The following is a 16893-nucleotide window of genomic DNA, read 5'->3' on the forward strand; positions in this document are numbered from 1 at the left end:
TCATGAAGTCACTTAATAAAACAACAGTAGAAAAAAAAGACTTACCGGTAAAAATCCTTCAGTTCGGCGAAGGGAACTTCCTTCGGGCCTTTGTAGACTGGATGATCGACAAGGCAAACAACGCAGGTGTAATGAATCATGGCATCATCGCCGTACAGCCGATAGGCGGTGGTGAAAATATGGTAAAGATGTTCAAAGATCAGGACAGTATGTACCATGTTTACCTCGAAGGTATTAAAGACAAGAAGCCTGTAAAAGAAGTTGCTTTGGTAAAAAGCATTATGGATATTATGAATCCTTACAGCCAGTATGCTGAATACGAAAAGCTATTTTTGAGCGAGGGACTTGAAATGATTATCTCCAACACTACCGAAGCCGGTATCCGTTACGAAGAAGGTGACGACCTTACGGCAGAGCCTCCGAAATCGTTCCCTGCTAAAATGACTGCCTTATTGCATAAACGATATAAAAAATTCAATGGCGCCAAAGATAAAGGCCTTCTTATTATCTGCTGCGAACTGATCGAAGACAACGGCTCCACACTTCGCGAATATGTACTTAAACACGCCAGGTTCAATAATCTGGAAGCCGGATTCATAGATTGGGTAAATACCGCATGCCATTTTTATGATACATTGGTAGACCGCATTGTACCGGGTTTTCCTCGTGAGAATATCAATGAAATCAAGGCTGAGATAGGCTTCGATGATAACCTTGTCGTGAAAGGTGAATATTTTCATGTATGGGCCATCGGCGGCGACAGCATTATTAAAGAGAAATTCCCGTTAGACAAAGCCGGACTGAATGTTCTTTTCATGGATGATATCAAAGCTTTCCGCGCCAAGAAAGTACGTATCCTTAACGGCTCCCATACAGCTATGGTGCCTGTGGCTCTCCAGCTCGGTTGCGAAACGGTGATGGATGCTTTCAATACTCCCGAAGTAGAGAAATATATCAATAAGATGGTGGCCGAAGAGGTATTGCCATGTATCGATGAAGATCCGGAGGAACTGAAAGCCTTTGCCGCCAAAATCCTGGAACGCTTCTACAACCCGTATCTGAAACACTATCTGAAAGATATCTCTTTAAACTCCATCTCCAAATGGGAGACGCGGGATTATCCTACTGTATATGACTGTTGTAAGAAGCTGAATAAGAATGCAAAACTGACTACATTCTCTTTTGCTGCCCTGCTGGTGCTTTATACCGGCCAATCAGATGCAAAGAACTTTACGCCGAATGATACCCCTGAGTTTATCGAATTTATACAGAAGACTTTTGATAAGGGTAATATCAAAGGATGGGTAACAGCCATTGTGGACAATAAGGAAATGTGGAAGGAAAACTTCTCGGTAGTGCCTCAATTTATAGATGAAGTATCTAAAGATGTGGAGCTGATCTTGAATAAAGGCATGTTGGCTGCATTACAGTCTCTAATGCAAAACGACTAATGTAATTGAATGATTATGAATAACGATTGTTTATACTGTAATAAGAATCAGATACAACACGATCTGATGATCGAGATTTGTAAGCTGAATGTCTCCACCGTGTATCTTTTCAGGGAGCAAACATATAGAGGCCGTTGTATCGTCGCTTATAAAGATCACGCAAAGGAACTTTATGAATTGGATAACGATGCCCTTTTGTCATATATGCAGGATGTAAATAAGGTTGCAAAGGCATTGAAAGATATATTTACCCCTGTTAAAATCAATTACGGCGCTTACTCTGACAAATTGCCGCACCTGCATATACACCTGGTGCCTAAATATACGGATGGCCCGGATTTTGGTTCTACTTTTACGATGAATCCCCAAAAGGTTTATTTATCGGATGAGGAATATATGGACATGCGGGCATCTGTCAGGAGCAGATTGGTGTAATGCGGCAAACTATATTCGGCAAAGTCAAAGTCTACTGAAAAAGTATCGACTATCAATAGAAAAAGAAGGAGAAAACAGAAATGAATAAATATCTTAAAATAGCCCCTACGGATAATGTCTGCGTGGCTATAGAAGACCTGAATGAAGGTGATATTCTGGATATAGACGGCAAAAAAGTCACCATCAAGAATGCTGTCCCTACAGGCCATAAATTCGCAATAGACGAAATAAAGGAAAACGAAGACGTTATCAAATACGGTTACCCGATAGGGCATGCTACAACTGGTATCCATATCGGTGAACATGTACATACCCAGAATGTGAAGACCAATTTGCATGACGACCTTCAGTATACCTATGTTCCGGTCCATCCGAAGCTGGATATAAAGAAGAGCGGCCTTACAATAAACGGTTATCTGCGCTACAATGGCGAAATGGGTATCCGCAACGAACTGTGGATAGTTCCTACCGTAGGTTGTGTCAACGGACAGGCGCAGGCTATCATCAACCGTATAAAAAACGAACTGGATGTTTCCCATATAGACGATATACGTGTCTATACCCATAATTACGGCTGTTCCCAGCTTGGCGATGATCATGTCAACACACAGAAAGCATTGGCGGCACTGGCCAAACATCCTAATGCAGGCGGCGTATTGGTCATGAGCCTCGGTTGTGAAAACAATCAGCAGAAAGACTTCAAAAAAGTAATGGGCGAATGGGACGATAAGCGGGTTAAATTCCTTATTGCACAGGAGGTACAGGACGAAATAGAAACAGGCTTTCAGCTGATGAAGGAACTGGTGGAAAGTATGCGTAACGATAAACGCGAACCGCTTCCATTGTCGAAACTGAAAGTAGGATTGAAGTGCGGCGGTAGCGACGGCTTTTCCGGCATTACAGCTAATCCGTTGGTAGGGCAGTTCTCCGACTGGCTGATAGCACAGGGAGGAACAAGCATCCTTACCGAAGTTCCCGAAATGTTCGGGGCCGAAACTATCCTGATGAACAGAGCTGAAACTGAAAAGGTATTTAACGATACGGTGTTGTTAATCAATAACTTTAAGCATTATTTCCGCAAGTTCGACCAGCCGATATATGAAAATCCGTCACCGGGTAATAAAGCCGGGGGCATCACTACCCTTGAAGATAAATCACTTGGTTGTACCCAAAAAGGTGGCAATTCGGAAGTCGTGGATGTGCTGGATTATGGCCAGCCGGTAGTAAAACATGGCCTTAACCTGCTTAATGCACCGGGTAACGACCTTGTTGCCGCATCGGCGCTGGCTATGTCCGGTTGTCAGATCGTACTGTTTACAACAGGCCGTGGAACACCGTTCGGCGCTTTTGTTCCCACAATGAAAATATCTACCAATAGTAAGCTATATAATTTCAAGCAGAACTGGATAGACTTCAATGCCGGAGCTTTGCTCGAAGGCAGGAGTATGGAAACCGTTCTGAATGATTTTATCAACTTTACGGTCGAAGTTTGTGATGGCAGGCATCTGAAACATGAAGAGACCGGCTTTAAGGAAATAGCCATCTTTAAGTCGGGAGTGACGCTGTGAAAATTAAATAATATGTCAAAGAACGACTAGATAGAAAGGCTTTAGTCTGACCTGTACGGGTATATGGCTAAAGCCTTTTCTGTGAGAACCCTAAAAAATGTTAGTTTCAGTGAATAACCTTCCGGTTAGTTATTAGTATATGTGACATCAAAGTCCCAGTTCCATTTATCAAAGTATAAGTTTCCACCCTTCCATTCCAACTCTCCGCGCTGAAAATCCACCGTTTCGCTTCGAGGGTAAATCTTTTCGGGGAACAGAGGCCGGGAATAATCGTTATTGACTATCCAGCGGTACGCGTCCATCCCGTTAGAATATATGTACCTGACTTTTTCATCATCTGTAAACCTGTTGATACCGAATGACTGGTCCATCGGTATCCAGCCGGTACCTTCTATATAGAATTCGCTCCAGTCGTGCAGGTTCAGTCCGTCCGGATGCATCATAAATCCGCTTTGCCAGCGTGCAGGAATGCCATTATAGCGTGCCAGCGTTATGAACAACAATGTTACCTGTCCGCAGTCGCCATGATTGTTTGCCAGTACATAGGCCGGGATATTGTCTATTGTCGAGTATTCCCGTGCGCCTGCCCAAGGGAAATTTTCATCTACCCATGTGAATATCTTTTTCATCTTCTGATAAGGATCTGTTTCGATGCCGATGATACGTTCCGATATGGCTTTGATAGAATCGCTGAAAACGATATGGGGAGCCCGTTCGGAAGTATATGTCTTGTACAGGTCGCTATTTGTATTATATGGCTTGATCTCTTTGCCCTCAAGATTGAACCATTCTGCCGCCGATTTATAAGAGAATTCCATCTCAAACTTCAGAGGCTCGTCTTTCTTCGCAACTTTCTCCATGTATAATGTGCGGTGTGCATATTCAGACGGGGATATAATATAATTATCGTCATTTACCGACAACAATTTTATTTCCGATTGTCTGCGCTCATCCTCTCTCGGGTACGGAAGCCAGCATCTTACAACTTCACCTTCGGGTACTGCATTCGGTTTCAGCGTCACTTCATATTTTACTCTCATTGCAACGGGAGGCATTTGGGTTTTTCCTGTTTTTCCCAATACAGATACTATTTCCGGCAGATGTACTTTCAGAGTTTCTTCCTTTGCGTCTGTCCCCGGTTTATCTATTTCCTTTTTCTTTGCGATAGCATCTTTATCCAGCCGGAACAGGTTGCTGGCTCCACGGCTAAAGTATCTCTTCTGACCGTCTATAACCATATATTCCAGAGATTTATCTGCTTCCCATTTGGCTAACATATCATCACTTACATCAGGATAGTATTTTTTGATGTATTCCATTACCGGTTCTTTGTCCTTGTTGAAGTCCAGAGCTATGCGATGCATCTTATCCTTTCTCCAGTTGAGGTCATAGATTGTATCGGCAGAAGGTCTATTCTCAGCAATATAAAGGTCGATCAGGTAAGAAGCTTTCGTAAAATTTCCGGCCTTTTCTTCCGTATCTATCTGCTCCAGACTCACAGGCTTGGGTTGTTGGGTGTTGCATCCCCATATTGCCAGTGTGATTATTATAAGATATAAGTGTTTCATAGATCTTTTTTTTTGTTTCGTTAACTATTTATAGTTAAAAAGTAACAGAAGTAACAGCTTTTATAGTGAACAGTTAACAGTCATCAGTTAGCAGTGTTTACCGGTACACTCACAAAACTTGACAAACTTGACACTTTTGTATTGTTTTTCATTGTTACTTTTTTACTTTGTGTTTAAATAAAAAAGTAACAAAAGTAACACATTTTTCAATTTTATTCAGATGTTACTTTTTATGTCTAAAATGCAATTGTTCAGGCTATTCAATTCTAGTATATAGATAAATTTTTTCTTAAATGATAAATACTTCCTTTGCGTCTTTGCGAGAGATTTTTATGACTGGCTCCTGTTCGATACTACTTCTCTATCCCTATTCCCGGCAAATCATTCAATATCAATTTCCCGTCAACAACAGTCGTCCCTTTATAAATATCGTTACTTATCAACAGGTTTCCATCCAGGTCTGCCCAATCCACAGCAGGGGATAATTGGGACGCTGCCGAAATAGCACAGGAAGTTTCCGTCATACAACCTATCATTACCTGCATATTGGCTGCGCGGGCTACCGTCAGTATCTTCCATGCTTCCCGCATTCCCGTACATTTCATCAGTTTGATATTTACACCCGTAAAAGCGCCTTTGAGCCGCAATACATCATTCAACCGTTGGAAAGATTCATCCGCAAAAACGGGTAGGGGACTCCTTTCTGTTATCCAGGCCGAATCGTCGAGGTTGTATTTCGGCATCGGCTGTTCTATCATTACTATCCCTTTTTCTTTCAGCCAGTATATCATATCCAGTGCATGATGTTTGTCTTTCCAGCCCTGATTGGCGTCTATGGCAATAGGCTTGTCGGTCACTGTACGGATAGCTTCTATCATCTCCTTGTCATTGTCGCGTCCCAGCTTTACTTTCAGAATATTGTAAAGCGGCGCGGCTTCCCTGGTCTTCTCTTTCACCACATCGGCGGTGTCTATTCCGATAGTGAAAGTCGTGGACGGTGCTTTCGACTTATCCAGCCCCCATATTTTATACCACGGTTGTCCCATGATCTTACCCACAAGATCATGCAGGGCTATATCCACAGATGCTTTTGCAGCCGTGTTGTTTTCCGCTATTTTATCTACATAGGTGAGTATATCATCGAGCTCGAACGGACTGGAAAACTGGCTCAGGTCTATTTTTTTTAGGAAGTCCATAACAGATGCCTGCGTTTCTCCCAGATAGGGCGGGAGAGAGGCCTCCCCGTATCCGGTAATACCGTCATATTCGATCTCCGTCAATACAACAGGGGTTGTTGTACGTGAAAAATTAGCGATAGTGAATACATGTCTCAATTGCAGGTCGAAAGGTCTGAAGCTGAATTTCATTTTTCCTTTGCTGCCTGTAACCTTGTCTTTACCTTTCTGTGCGAATATGCTCAATGGGGAGCCGGCAGCCAGACCGGCACCAAGAGAGGCCAATGCTGTCTTTCTCAGAAAATCACGTCTTGATTGTGCCATATATTATTAAATTAAAAGTGAAAAACGAAAAATGAAAAATAATTAGCAGGTTCGGATATTAGCATATTAGCAAATGATATTGTCGTTTGCGCTCCATTTGCTGATTTTCAAATATGCTAATTCGCTAATTATCTCTGCTCCTTATATAACGGACTATTATTTATACTCCAGATTCCTTTAGTATCCACAGCACCGATAACTCGCGACGCCCGTACAAACTCGCGGGTATTTAGTTCGTCATAATTTGCTTTGGTCGAATCCAGACTGTTTATCCTTATATATCCCGAAGCGTGGATGAACTCTTTATCACCTTTGTAAAAGGCAACATGGCGTATCCGTTCTTTTTTTCCGTCCTGCGCTTTTTTTCCGAAGAACATCAGGTCACCCGGACGCAGGTTTTCGTAACCATTGCTTATATCCACAGGAATGCCGGTCTTTACCTGCTGGGAAGCATCCCGCATAAGAATAATTCCATGCATCAGCATCACTGTTTTGGTAAATCCGCTGCAATCCATGCCTTTGACGGATGTACCGCCCCACGTGTACGGGATACCTTTGAGAGACAGAGCCTTTTCCAGAATGCTCTTTTCTGTCAGTCTGACTGATGCCAGCCATTCTTCATAGGGTTTGCTCTGGCTTTTCAATATATAAGCGATGCGGCCGTCAGGATAAGATACCTTATAGAAACGTCCGTTGTCGGCTTCCAGTTTCAGCATATTGCCGAATGCAAGATCGGATACCCTTTGCTTCTTTTCATCAGGGTTTTCATATCCGAAGCCGTAATCATCTGTGAAAATGATTTTCTTTGCAGTTATCCATTTATTGAAATCATCTTTTGTCATTCTTACAAATGAGCTGCCGGTCGTCCATGCCACATAGCCTTCCGCGCTCTTTATCCTCCACCAGTCGTCGTGTTGCAAAACCTGTACAGGCGCTCCCAGTAATAGCTGGGTTCCCATTTCAGCGGCATAACTTGCACCCATGCGTACATCTGCTACTGAAACGTTAATCACTCCATATGTTTTTTCTCCGACCGTTTCATCAGGTAATACACTGATGCTGTCTATTGCCGCCGGATTACTTTTCCGGATCTGTTTCAGTAAATCGGCTTTGGCCTCTTCCAGAGAAGTCACCCCTTTTATGACAGGCTTGCCTTCATTCTCCACCACTTTGATGTCATATACATTGTCCCGCCTGTCCGGTACATGCTTCATTCTGACACTGTCTACGAGAGCATCAAGTTCGGGATAAGGTGCGTTTTCTTCTTTATTCTGACAGGCAGATAAGAGAATTAAAGCTGCTGCAACCAGTTTTGTTATATTGTTGATTCTCATATTAGTTATTATTAAATAAAAGCGTTTATTGATATATTTTGGCTGTGGGAGGCTGTCTCAAAAGTATTTTTCACTTTCTCTTTGTCATGTTGAACGGAGTGAAACATCTCGTTTCTCAGAGTCGAGATCCTTCGTTTCTCTCAGGATGACAAAGAGAGTGACACTTTGATCGTGTAGTTTTACTTTTGAAACACCCTCCTATAAAACAAATGCGACAATAAATATTATTCATTACTTAATCATTTTCTATTAAACATAAAATCCAGAATGTTTTTCATCAGTTGGTCACGCAAAGGTGTTTCCCTGATCGTTTCGAAAGGAAAACCCAAAACGCAGGTCTTATAATTATCATCAGAAGCTATTCCCGCACTCAGATTATTTTCGCTATACCTGAATACGGTGAAACTGTTTGCATCCGCAGGCTCTATGGCGTCAGGCGATTCTACTGCGTAACAATCCGAATTCAGTTGATTGTAGAAACTGTAAGTTCCTGTGAGCTGTGTGAAAGGTGAAGCCACGCTTTTGACTTTTCCTGTTACCGCTGCCTGCCCTGTCCGCCATTTATACTTTAATACCTTTTGCACGAATACCTTGTCTTCTTCATTTACAAATTCGTTGTCCCAGAGGTCTGTACCCACATAGGCGCCGCTGATAAATATGTTTCCTCCCCGGTTGCAATAATCTGTTATTCTCGACTGTAATCCGTCAGGGAAGGTTTTAAACCGTGGAGGAAATGCGCCACGCCCGATTTTCGCTTGTTTCTGTTTCCCTAATATAAGGTCTGTCAGTTTATAATTGTTCATATCAGCCAGACCGTTCATTACGGCTTCCGTATTAGCGGATGCGAAAGAGTAGCCTGCATTTACGATGGATATACCGTGCACGAACGGATAATCGAACGTGTTACCTGCGATTACAGTCGTTTCATAATTGGAATTACTTGCTCCGAATCCGGCTGCGTCATCGTCCATCCATGGAATCTTGCGGCGAAATTCATACTGGCTGCCTATAAGGTTATACTGGCTCTTATCGGGCACTCCGTGGTCTTTATAGCTTAAAAATCCGGCAATGCTGTCACTGCTGGCAAAGCTGTCGGGAGCAGATACCCGTTGAAACCCGTTGACAACAAAGACAGTTCCTTTCTCATTCGATTTTCTGCAAACGGATAATATTTCGGAAGGAAAACTTTCACCGCCTTCGTTTACCGCCGTTACCTTGAAACTGTATATCCTATCCTTCTCTATATCGATAGTAGTCTGGTTATCCTTTACCAATATACCATTATCGAAATCGTTGCTATCCGTACGGGTATAAACGATATAACTGTTTGGTATTGCGGTCGGTTCCGACGGGTCGTTTACCGGTAACCATTGCAGTTTCACCTGAGTATCTCCTGTAAATCCGGTGCTGAACGATTTTATCGGCAACGGCGTCACTACATAATCGAAGTTGTACTGATAAGCAATAAATTTAAGTATTCCCTTATAAATAGCCCTGCTTGCCGTAAATTGGAAAGCCGGGTCGAGTCCGTAGCGCATATCGGCAAAATTCTGATGGGAGAGCAACTCCAGCAACATAGTCGGCACCTCCGGCATGCGGGCTTCGCTGTAATTGCGGTTCCATATATGGCGGCGTGTCCAGTCCGGCTCATATCCGGTGCGTATGTCTTTCACTATTTCGTCCATGATGAGGGATGTAAGGTCGCGGGAAGTAATACGCGGAGTACCGTTCGCGAATATCTCATCGTTTATATGCGTCATGCAGATGGTCAGCGTGCCTATGATAGAATCATTGTAGGTTGTGCCCGCATCAGTATGGAAAGCCATTGCCATATCCAGAGGAATATTCAATCCTTTCCCCTTCGGGATAACAGGAGATCCTCCCGCCATATAATTTACCCATAACCCACGGCTCTGATAATCGTCCGTATAGTCGCTTTTTCCTTTTGTCCATCTGTACACACTGTCGGGAACACCTGCCCATTGCAGCCAGTAACGCGCTCCTTCTGTATAGCGGGGATGGTTGCTCGTTTCCAGTTCGTACTTTATTGGCGGAAATTTAGATACAATTGTATCATCGGGTTGCTTTAAATTTCCGGGATCGGTGGTACGTGCGATATTTCCCATACCTCCCCCTATCTTTACAGCATCGGCAGTAATTATCCGCCCGCTTTTCGCGCTTTTGTTGGATAAGGTGATCTTACAATTCTCATTTTTACCTTTGTCAAAGGAGAAGAATCCAAGGAATATCCATGTGCCGCCCCCCATGGTCTGATTGATGCTGAACTCCGTTTTACCTCCGGTGTGATACACGGTATAACGGGCGTCTTCACTGCTGTTTTTCAGGCTGGCATAAGATATATACACTCCGTATTTTCCTTTTTCCGGAATATCGGGCAACCATTCGCAAACGCTTTCATCTCCTTTACTTATGGTTTTCACCTGCCGGTATGTACCGTCCCGGAATGGATTTTCCAAGTCCAGATAGGTTTCTTTCAGCTGGGCGAATCCGGTGCTGTCCCCCTTTATCCAAGCTTCTTTTCCTATTGTTTCTCTATAAGCAGAATTATTGAGGAACTTATCGTTATCTACAATTATTTCATGCTTTTGTGTATCCCGTTCGCGCGGCAGGAAAACATTTGCTCCTGCGTTCTCGAGCATAGGGACAAGGTATGGCAAAACATAGCTTTGCGTGTATAAATCTTCTACTGTCTGGAAGACGCGGGCACGCTGCCATTCCCAGCGGGACAGCTTTTGCTCGTAGTACCAGCCGTGACTTTGCCACATGGCGATATGGCGGTTCTGAAGGCCTTTGCTGCTCTTTACAGGATGAGACAGGCGCGTTATTAACGGCTTATCAACTTTGCTGGTAAATTTTTCTTTCCTGATTAGCGGAATATAGTCTTCTATTTTGTACTTGTCGGAAAAAAGTTCGACCTGATAATTTTTCATATTATCCGGCAGATATTCCTTCACTCCCGCATATATGTCGTCTACCAGTTGCCTGTCAAAGCCTCCGAAAGACAAATTGACATTGGCGAACAGCCGGACCTTTTTTTTCTGTATATCAACAGAGTCAATTGTTACAGGGCGTATGCGTGTTTGCTGATTAATGGTCTTGGTGAGATATTCACCGATCTTATCAGTCACATCTTTTGTTATTTCCTGCGCCTTTATTTCGTTATTTGTAAGGAAGGCAACGAAGAGGAATAACATAAATACATAGGTTATCTTACAATTTTTCATAATCCATCATTTGATCTTTACTATAGATGCAGCTACAACATTCGCCACTACCTCGCGTAGGCGTGATACTGCTCCTTTATCATCGGGATGTACCCTGTTGGTTAGTAGTATGACTGCGGTGCCTGAGCCGGGATCTATGGTAATTGATGTACCCGTATAGCCTGTATGCCCGAATGCCGACGTATCGAATAAATCCCCATCGCTGGCATAGCCGGAATATACATCCCATCCCAGTGAGCGTCCGAATTCTTCAAACCCTTTCGGGACGGAGCGCATCGCCCGGACTGTCAACGGGCTCAGTATGCGTACACCGTTGATCTCCCCCTCATTCAGCAGCATTGCGGCAAGTATGGCAATATCTTCCGCGTTGGAGAATACGCCTGCATTCCCGGAAACCCCGCCATTCATTATATTGGCCAGCGGGTCATGTACTTTTCCTTTTAATACGGAGCCGTCGGCCTGTCTTTGGGTCGGAGCCGTCAAATCGAGCGTTTCACCCGTAGGATTGTAATCGGTATGCTTCATTCCCAGTGGGTTGAATATATTTTGCCTGGCGAAGTTTTGCAGGCTCATACCCGATATATTCTCGATGATGCGCTGGAGGGTTATAAAGTTGAGGCAACTGTAATCGAATACTTTGGTCGGTTCATTGTTGCGTTTCACATTCGATATGTATGTAATCAGCCCGTCCGGATTCGGGACTGTATATTGTTTCTTTAATTCTTCTACGGGAGCATAGGGTGGAAGTCCTGATGTATGGGTCAGCAAATCGACAATTCTTATATTTCTTTTTCTTCCTGTTATAGTATCTGTCCACGGCTGGAATCCCGGTATATACGTAGCCACCTGGTCCCTTAACCTCAATTGTCCACGTTCCAGTAATATCATTGTAGATATTGCCGTGGATACGGGTTTGCTTAACGATGCGAGGTCGAATACCGTATTTGTGGTCATCGCTACTGTTCCGGGATATACTTGTTTATTACCATAAGCTTTCAGGTAAGCCAGTTTCTTATGCCTTACCACAGCCAGTACTGCTCCGGGGATGTCTCCATCCTGAACAGACTGGTTAATGGCATTGTCTGCATATATCAGCCTGGACTTATCCAAGCCTGCTTTTTGGGGGTTGACCAGGGGCAGCGACTGTGCGTAAAGCGTGCTGCATACCAGGATTAATAATATCGGGAAAATTATTGTTCTTTTAATCATGTCAGACTGGTTTTAATTATGAGTTATAAGTTTTTTGCTGCGAAATACTCTATAATACTGACACCTGAAAGTCAATCATTGATGATCGGCTCTGTAAGCATCTACTGCCTTTTTTACCGACCCATGCAATAGCAGGAGCCGTTGCGCCTGCCCGTAGTCCAGTCCCAATTCGTCTATAATCATGCGGGTGCCTCTGTCTACAAGCTTGTCGTTGGATAGTTGCATGTTTACCATGCGGTTTCCTTTTACCCGTCCCAGTTTAATCATGGTAGAGGTAGTAATCATATTCAATATCATTTTCTGGCCTGTACCCGATTTCATACGGGAACTACCGGTTACAAATTCGGGGCCTACAATCATTTCTATAGGTACATCAGCTTCCTGTGACAGGGGAGAGCCGGGGTTACTGGAAATAGAGCCTGTAAGGATTCCGTGTTTCCGTGCTTCGCGTAAGGCGCCGATAACATAAGGAGTTGTTCCCGATGCCGCAATACCTATTACCGTGTCCTTTTCGTTGATGTTATATGCCTGTAAGTCGCGCCATCCGGTCTCCGGATTATCTTCCGCTTTTTCTACCGGATTCCGTAAAGCTGTATCCCCGCCAGCTATAAGGCCTATCACAAGTGTGTTCGGCATCCCGAATGTAGGCGGTATCTCGGATGCATCCAATACACCCAGTCTTCCGCTGGTGCCAGCTCCCATATAAAAAATACGGCCGCCCTGTTGCATACGAGGTATGATCTGCGATACGAGTTTTTCTATCTGAGGGATGGCTTTTTCTACTGCTAAAGCAACTTTCTGGTCTTCTTTGTTAATATCTGTCAGAAGTTCATGGACAGATTTGTTTTCCAGATTGTCATATAATGATGGTTGTTCTGTTATTTTTATAAAGGACATTTTTAATTAAGAATTAAGAATTAAGAATTAAATGTGCCTACGACTTGCTGGCTACTATAATATGTGATGAGGCCTTCCATCGGGGACTGCGTGATTTTACCGATTCTCAGGCCTAAATCATCCCCTGCTTTTCTCAGTATTTGCTGATAATGAAAAGCAACAGATCCGGTAAAATGCACATCATAGTCTTCATATTCATACTGCATTACATTTTTGATGTAGAAATCTTTAAACGCATTATATATCAGATCATATACCGTGCTGTCATTGATGTTTTCGAGTATGAACGGAGACAGGCTTGCCAGAAACCTGTTCGGGGTAGGCTGGCGATATACATTTTCGAGAATAATACCCGGGGTAAGATTGTACCGGCCGAGAAAAATTTCTTTTATACCCGGTGTCAACTGATTTTTGAGGCATGCGCCTACAAACAGGCGGCCTAAGGCAGCGCCGCTCCCTTCATCTCCCAGAATATAACCTAAGGGGGAAACATTCGACGTGATCTTTTCACCATCATAGAAACAAGAGTTTGATCCTGTCCCGATAATACAGGCTATACCTGCACTGTGTCCGCATAGCCCTCTGGCAGCAGCGAGTAAGTCACTTCCGACTTCTATCTTGTCAACTTTGAAATTATCGGCGATAGCAGATCTTACTATTTCATTCTTTTCCGGAAATGCGCACCCTGCGCCGTAAAAGTATATGGCTTCTATCTTATGACCTGATATATAGGGAGTAAGAGAGATTCTCAATTCTTCACTGATTTCTTCGCGTGTGCAGAAGAATGGATTTGCTCCTTTTGTGAAAATCTGTTTTATCAGTTGACCTTTATTTATTAAACACCAGTCAACCTTGGTAGAACCGCCATCTGCTAATAAAATCATATCTTATTATTCTTTACGTTATCCAAATTGTACTTATTCTTTTTCAGTTTTTGTTTTCTTTGTCAATAATAACAGGCCGACGAATGTGAAAGCCGCATTCATTATCAGTAATTCATAGCTGAACGAATATCCGTTGAGCCATTTTTCAGAATTCAGGTCTATTACAAGACAAAGTAGCGGGGAGAGGACTGCTACAAGTGGTATGTATTTATCTTTTACTGTTAGTTTGGTAAATATACCAAAAGCAAACATCCCCAATATCGGCCCATAAGTATAACTTGCCAAAACATAGACTGCATTTATTACCGACGTATTATTCAATAAATTAATAACAATAATAACCACTCCCATAACAATGGCCATCGCTATGTGTACTTTTTTTCTTTTGTTGGCTGTTGTGCTATCCGACCCTTTTTTAGTGCTGCCCAATATGTCGACAGTGAAGGATGTGGTCAGCGATGTCAATGCCGAGCCCGCAGCTGCGTAAGCCGCCGAAATGAGTCCGATGATAAATAATATTCCTACTACAACAGGAAAATATCCGCCTGTGGCCAGCATAGGGAATAATTCATCGCTCTTTTCCGGAATAGTTATACTGTTGCTTGCTGCAAACATATACAAAAGTACTCCAAGCATTAAAAATAATAAAATAATAACAATCTGAAGCACACCACTTACGATAAGATTCTTTTGGGAGTCTTTCGGATTTTTGCAACTCAGGTTTTTTTGCATAAAGTCTTGATCTAGTCCGGTCATTGCAATCACCGTAAACACTCCCGCGAGAAACTGTTTGAAGAAATATCTTTTGTCATTAATATCGTCAAAGAAGAATATTTGCGAATATTTATTGTCATTGATGGACGATAGCATGCCACCAAAGCTGAAATCCATATCGGAAGCGATATAATAGATACACATAACCACCGATACGATGAGGCATAAGGTTTTGAGCGAATCGGTCCAGATAAGTGTTTTTACGCCACCTTTGTAGGTATATAGCCAAACCAGAGCAATAGATACCGCTACATTGAGAATAAAAGGTAAACCGAATGGCTCGAATACAAGGAATTGGAGTACCGCACACACTAAGAATAAGCGTACTGCCGCCCCTAGCATTTTGGAAATAAAGAAGAACCATGCGCCTGTTTTGTAGGATGCTATCCCAAACCGGTTTTCAAGGTACTCATAAATGGAAGTCAGGTTCATCTTATAAAATAAGGGAATCAGGAGGAAGGCGATAATGAATTGTCCGACAGCAAAACCTACTACCATTTGTAAATAGGCAAAATTACTTACAGCTACCATACCGGGTACGGATACAAACGTAACGCCGGATATTGCCGATCCTATCATAGCGAAGGCAACGATGTACCACGATGATTTCCGGTTGCCTACAAAGAAACTTTCATTATCGGCTTTGCGGCTCGTTATATAAGATATGCCAAACAAGACGGCAAAATAGGAGATGATGGTAATAAGTATTAATATTGGATTCATGTTCTTAGTTATGGGTTATGAATTATAAGTTATAAGTTACAGGTCTATTCGGCATACAAAAGGTATGGCTTGCGTTGTTCCCTGAATTTTTCAACATCGTCTTTCCACATTTCTTTTATTTCATCAGCCGACCGCCCTTCCATTATCATTTTCCGTATGTAAGATACTCCTACGAGCTTTTCGAAAAACGGGCGGAAGAAATGATCGTCCAAATTTAAGTTTTTATAAGCATCTATGATGTATGACAGGTCAAAACCTTTCTTAAATATTTCTTCATCTGGGATATTCCTGAGGTCTACACCGAAACATTCACGGTTGAGCTGCGGAGGATTTTTCGCACCAGGAATGCTTTGCGGAGTGAACGAAAATGAATACCCTTTCATATTCGGATGCCCGTATACCTGAAATGGAAATTCCGTACCTCTGCCCAGGCTCACAGGTGTGGCTTCGAACAGGCATGTCGAGGGGTAAAGATATATCGACTTCATATTCGGTAAGTTAGGTGATGGCGGGACCGGCAGCTGGTATAATGTCTGATGCGTATAGTTTTTGCATTTAATAACAGTCACATCGCAGACACGGGATTGAGGTAACCATTTTTCCCCGTTTATCATCAGAGCCAGTTCGCCTAATGTCATGCCATGTACGACAGGTATCGGCAGCCAACCTACTCCCGATTTGTGTTTCATATCCAGGATAGGGCCATCTATGTAATGACCGTTCGGGTTCGGACGATCCAGTACGATCATTTTCTTGTTGTATTCGGCGCATGCATCCATTAACCGGGCCATGGTGATGTAGTACGTATAAAATCTCAGGCCGACATCCTGGATGTCGATAATAAGAACGTCAAATGAATCCATCGTATCCGAACTGGGCTTTTGATCCTTCCCGTCATACAATGAACGTATCGGTATTCCGGTCTTTTCGTCGACAGAACTGGATACATGTTCCCCGGCATCGGCATTTCCCCTGAATCCATGTTCGGGAGACAGTATACATACCATATTGATCTTGTTTTTTACCAATATATCTACTAAATGTTCTTTTCCGACCATGCCCGTATGATTGGACATTATTGCTACGCGCTTGTTCTTCAGTATAGGGAAAAATTCATTTGTAGATTCAGCGCCTACTATCACCCTATTGTTTTGGGTGAAACAGGAAAGCGATACAAGTATCAATAAAATTAGCAGTTTAAATACTTTCATTTTTTTTTGTTCAATATTTTTTATTTGTAATTAAAAATCATGAATTACTGGGAAAAAACAAGGGACAAACACAGGTTGATCGCCCCTTGTTTCGA

At 42.8% G+C, this 16893-nt stretch carries 11 protein-coding genes and 1 pseudogene; 3 read left to right on the forward strand and 9 right to left on the reverse strand.

The window, feature by feature from the left end; translation table 11 throughout:
* Positions 1-2 precede the first annotated feature (2 nt).
* The 3 genes from ACYQ3L_RS25785 (at position 3) to ACYQ3L_RS25795 (ending at position 3454) form a co-directional block, all read left to right on the forward strand.
* The gene (locus ACYQ3L_RS25785) at positions 3-1451 is read left to right on the forward strand and encodes a tagaturonate reductase (RefSeq protein WP_379993544.1); all 1449 of its coding nucleotides are present in this window, start codon (positions 3-5) and stop codon (positions 1449-1451) included.
* A gap of 15 nt (positions 1452-1466) precedes the next feature.
* Positions 1467-1886, forward strand: coding sequence for an HIT family protein (locus ACYQ3L_RS25790; RefSeq protein WP_379993543.1), 420 nt, complete (start codon positions 1467-1469; stop codon positions 1884-1886).
* A gap of 80 nt (positions 1887-1966) precedes the next feature.
* Positions 1967-3454 (forward strand): UxaA family hydrolase, encoded by a 1488-nt coding sequence (locus tag ACYQ3L_RS25795; protein WP_379993542.1) that lies wholly within the window; start codon positions 1967-1969, stop codon positions 3452-3454.
* A gap of 125 nt (positions 3455-3579) precedes the next feature.
* Here the strand turns inward: ACYQ3L_RS25795 and ACYQ3L_RS25800 are convergent, their stop codons facing one another.
* From ACYQ3L_RS25800 to ACYQ3L_RS25840, 9 genes and pseudogenes are all read right to left on the reverse strand, one after another.
* Positions 3580-5022, reverse strand: a complete 1443-nt coding sequence (locus ACYQ3L_RS25800) for a transglutaminase-like domain-containing protein (RefSeq protein WP_379993541.1) — start codon at positions 5020-5022, stop codon at positions 3580-3582.
* Positions 5023-5375: 353 nt separating this feature from the next.
* Complete coding sequence (locus ACYQ3L_RS25805; RefSeq protein ID WP_379993540.1) at positions 5376-6521, reverse strand: dipeptide epimerase; 1146 nt, start codon at positions 6519-6521, stop codon at positions 5376-5378.
* Positions 6522-6649: 128 nt separating this feature from the next.
* Positions 6650-7855 (reverse strand): C40 family peptidase, encoded by a 1206-nt coding sequence (locus tag ACYQ3L_RS25810; RefSeq protein WP_379993539.1) that lies wholly within the window; start codon positions 7853-7855, stop codon positions 6650-6652.
* A 239-nt stretch (positions 7856-8094) separates the two neighbouring features.
* Positions 8095-11100, reverse strand: a complete 3006-nt coding sequence (locus ACYQ3L_RS25815) for a golvesin C-terminal-like domain-containing protein (RefSeq protein ID WP_379993538.1) — start codon at positions 11098-11100, stop codon at positions 8095-8097.
* A 21-nt stretch (positions 11101-11121) separates the two neighbouring features.
* A pseudogene (locus ACYQ3L_RS25820) lies at positions 11122-12309 on the reverse strand (serine hydrolase domain-containing protein); the annotation flags it as partial.
* A gap of 75 nt (positions 12310-12384) precedes the next feature.
* Positions 12385-13206, reverse strand: a complete 822-nt coding sequence (murQ, locus tag ACYQ3L_RS25825) for an N-acetylmuramic acid 6-phosphate etherase (protein ID WP_379993537.1) — start codon at positions 13204-13206, stop codon at positions 12385-12387.
* A 20-nt stretch (positions 13207-13226) separates the two neighbouring features.
* On the reverse strand, positions 13227-14090 hold the full coding sequence (locus ACYQ3L_RS25830) for an ATPase (RefSeq protein WP_379993536.1): 864 nt from the start codon (positions 14088-14090) through the stop codon (positions 13227-13229).
* A gap of 33 nt (positions 14091-14123) precedes the next feature.
* Positions 14124-15587, reverse strand: coding sequence for a sodium:solute symporter (locus tag ACYQ3L_RS25835; RefSeq protein ID WP_379993535.1), 1464 nt, complete (start codon positions 15585-15587; stop codon positions 14124-14126).
* A gap of 44 nt (positions 15588-15631) precedes the next feature.
* Complete coding sequence (locus ACYQ3L_RS25840; RefSeq protein ID WP_379993534.1) at positions 15632-16798, reverse strand: exo-beta-N-acetylmuramidase NamZ family protein; 1167 nt, start codon at positions 16796-16798, stop codon at positions 15632-15634.
* Positions 16799-16893: the final 95 nt, after the last annotated feature.

The sequence above is a fragment of the Dysgonomonas termitidis genome (assembly GCF_054657735.1).

What these genes read in the sequence shown, in the direction of transcription:
- ACYQ3L_RS25840 (WP_379993534.1), bottom strand. Translation starts at nt 16,798, where the DNA reads ATGAAAGTATTTAAACTGCTAATTTTATTGATACTTGTATCGCTTTCC.
- ACYQ3L_RS25810 (WP_379993539.1), bottom strand. Translation starts at nt 7,855, where the DNA reads ATGAGAATCAACAATATAACAAAACTGGTTGCAGCAGCTTTAATTCTC.
- murQ (WP_379993537.1), bottom strand. Translation starts at nt 13,206, where the DNA reads ATGTCCTTTATAAAAATAACAGAACAACCATCATTATATGACAATCTG.
- ACYQ3L_RS25830 (WP_379993536.1), bottom strand. Translation starts at nt 14,090, where the DNA reads ATGATTTTATTAGCAGATGGCGGTTCTACCAAGGTTGACTGGTGTTTA.
- ACYQ3L_RS25835 (WP_379993535.1), bottom strand. Translation starts at nt 15,587, where the DNA reads ATGAATCCAATATTAATACTTATTACCATCATCTCCTATTTTGCCGTC.
- ACYQ3L_RS25790 (WP_379993543.1), top strand. Translation starts at nt 1,467, where the DNA reads ATGAATAACGATTGTTTATACTGTAATAAGAATCAGATACAACACGAT.
- ACYQ3L_RS25795 (WP_379993542.1), top strand. Translation starts at nt 1,967, where the DNA reads ATGAATAAATATCTTAAAATAGCCCCTACGGATAATGTCTGCGTGGCT.
- ACYQ3L_RS25815 (WP_379993538.1), bottom strand. Translation starts at nt 11,100, where the DNA reads ATGAAAAATTGTAAGATAACCTATGTATTTATGTTATTCCTCTTCGTT.
- ACYQ3L_RS25800 (WP_379993541.1), bottom strand. Translation starts at nt 5,022, where the DNA reads ATGAAACACTTATATCTTATAATAATCACACTGGCAATATGGGGATGC.
- ACYQ3L_RS25785 (WP_379993544.1), top strand. Translation starts at nt 3, where the DNA reads ATGAAGTCACTTAATAAAACAACAGTAGAAAAAAAAGACTTACCGGTA.
- ACYQ3L_RS25805 (WP_379993540.1), bottom strand. Translation starts at nt 6,521, where the DNA reads ATGGCACAATCAAGACGTGATTTTCTGAGAAAGACAGCATTGGCCTCT.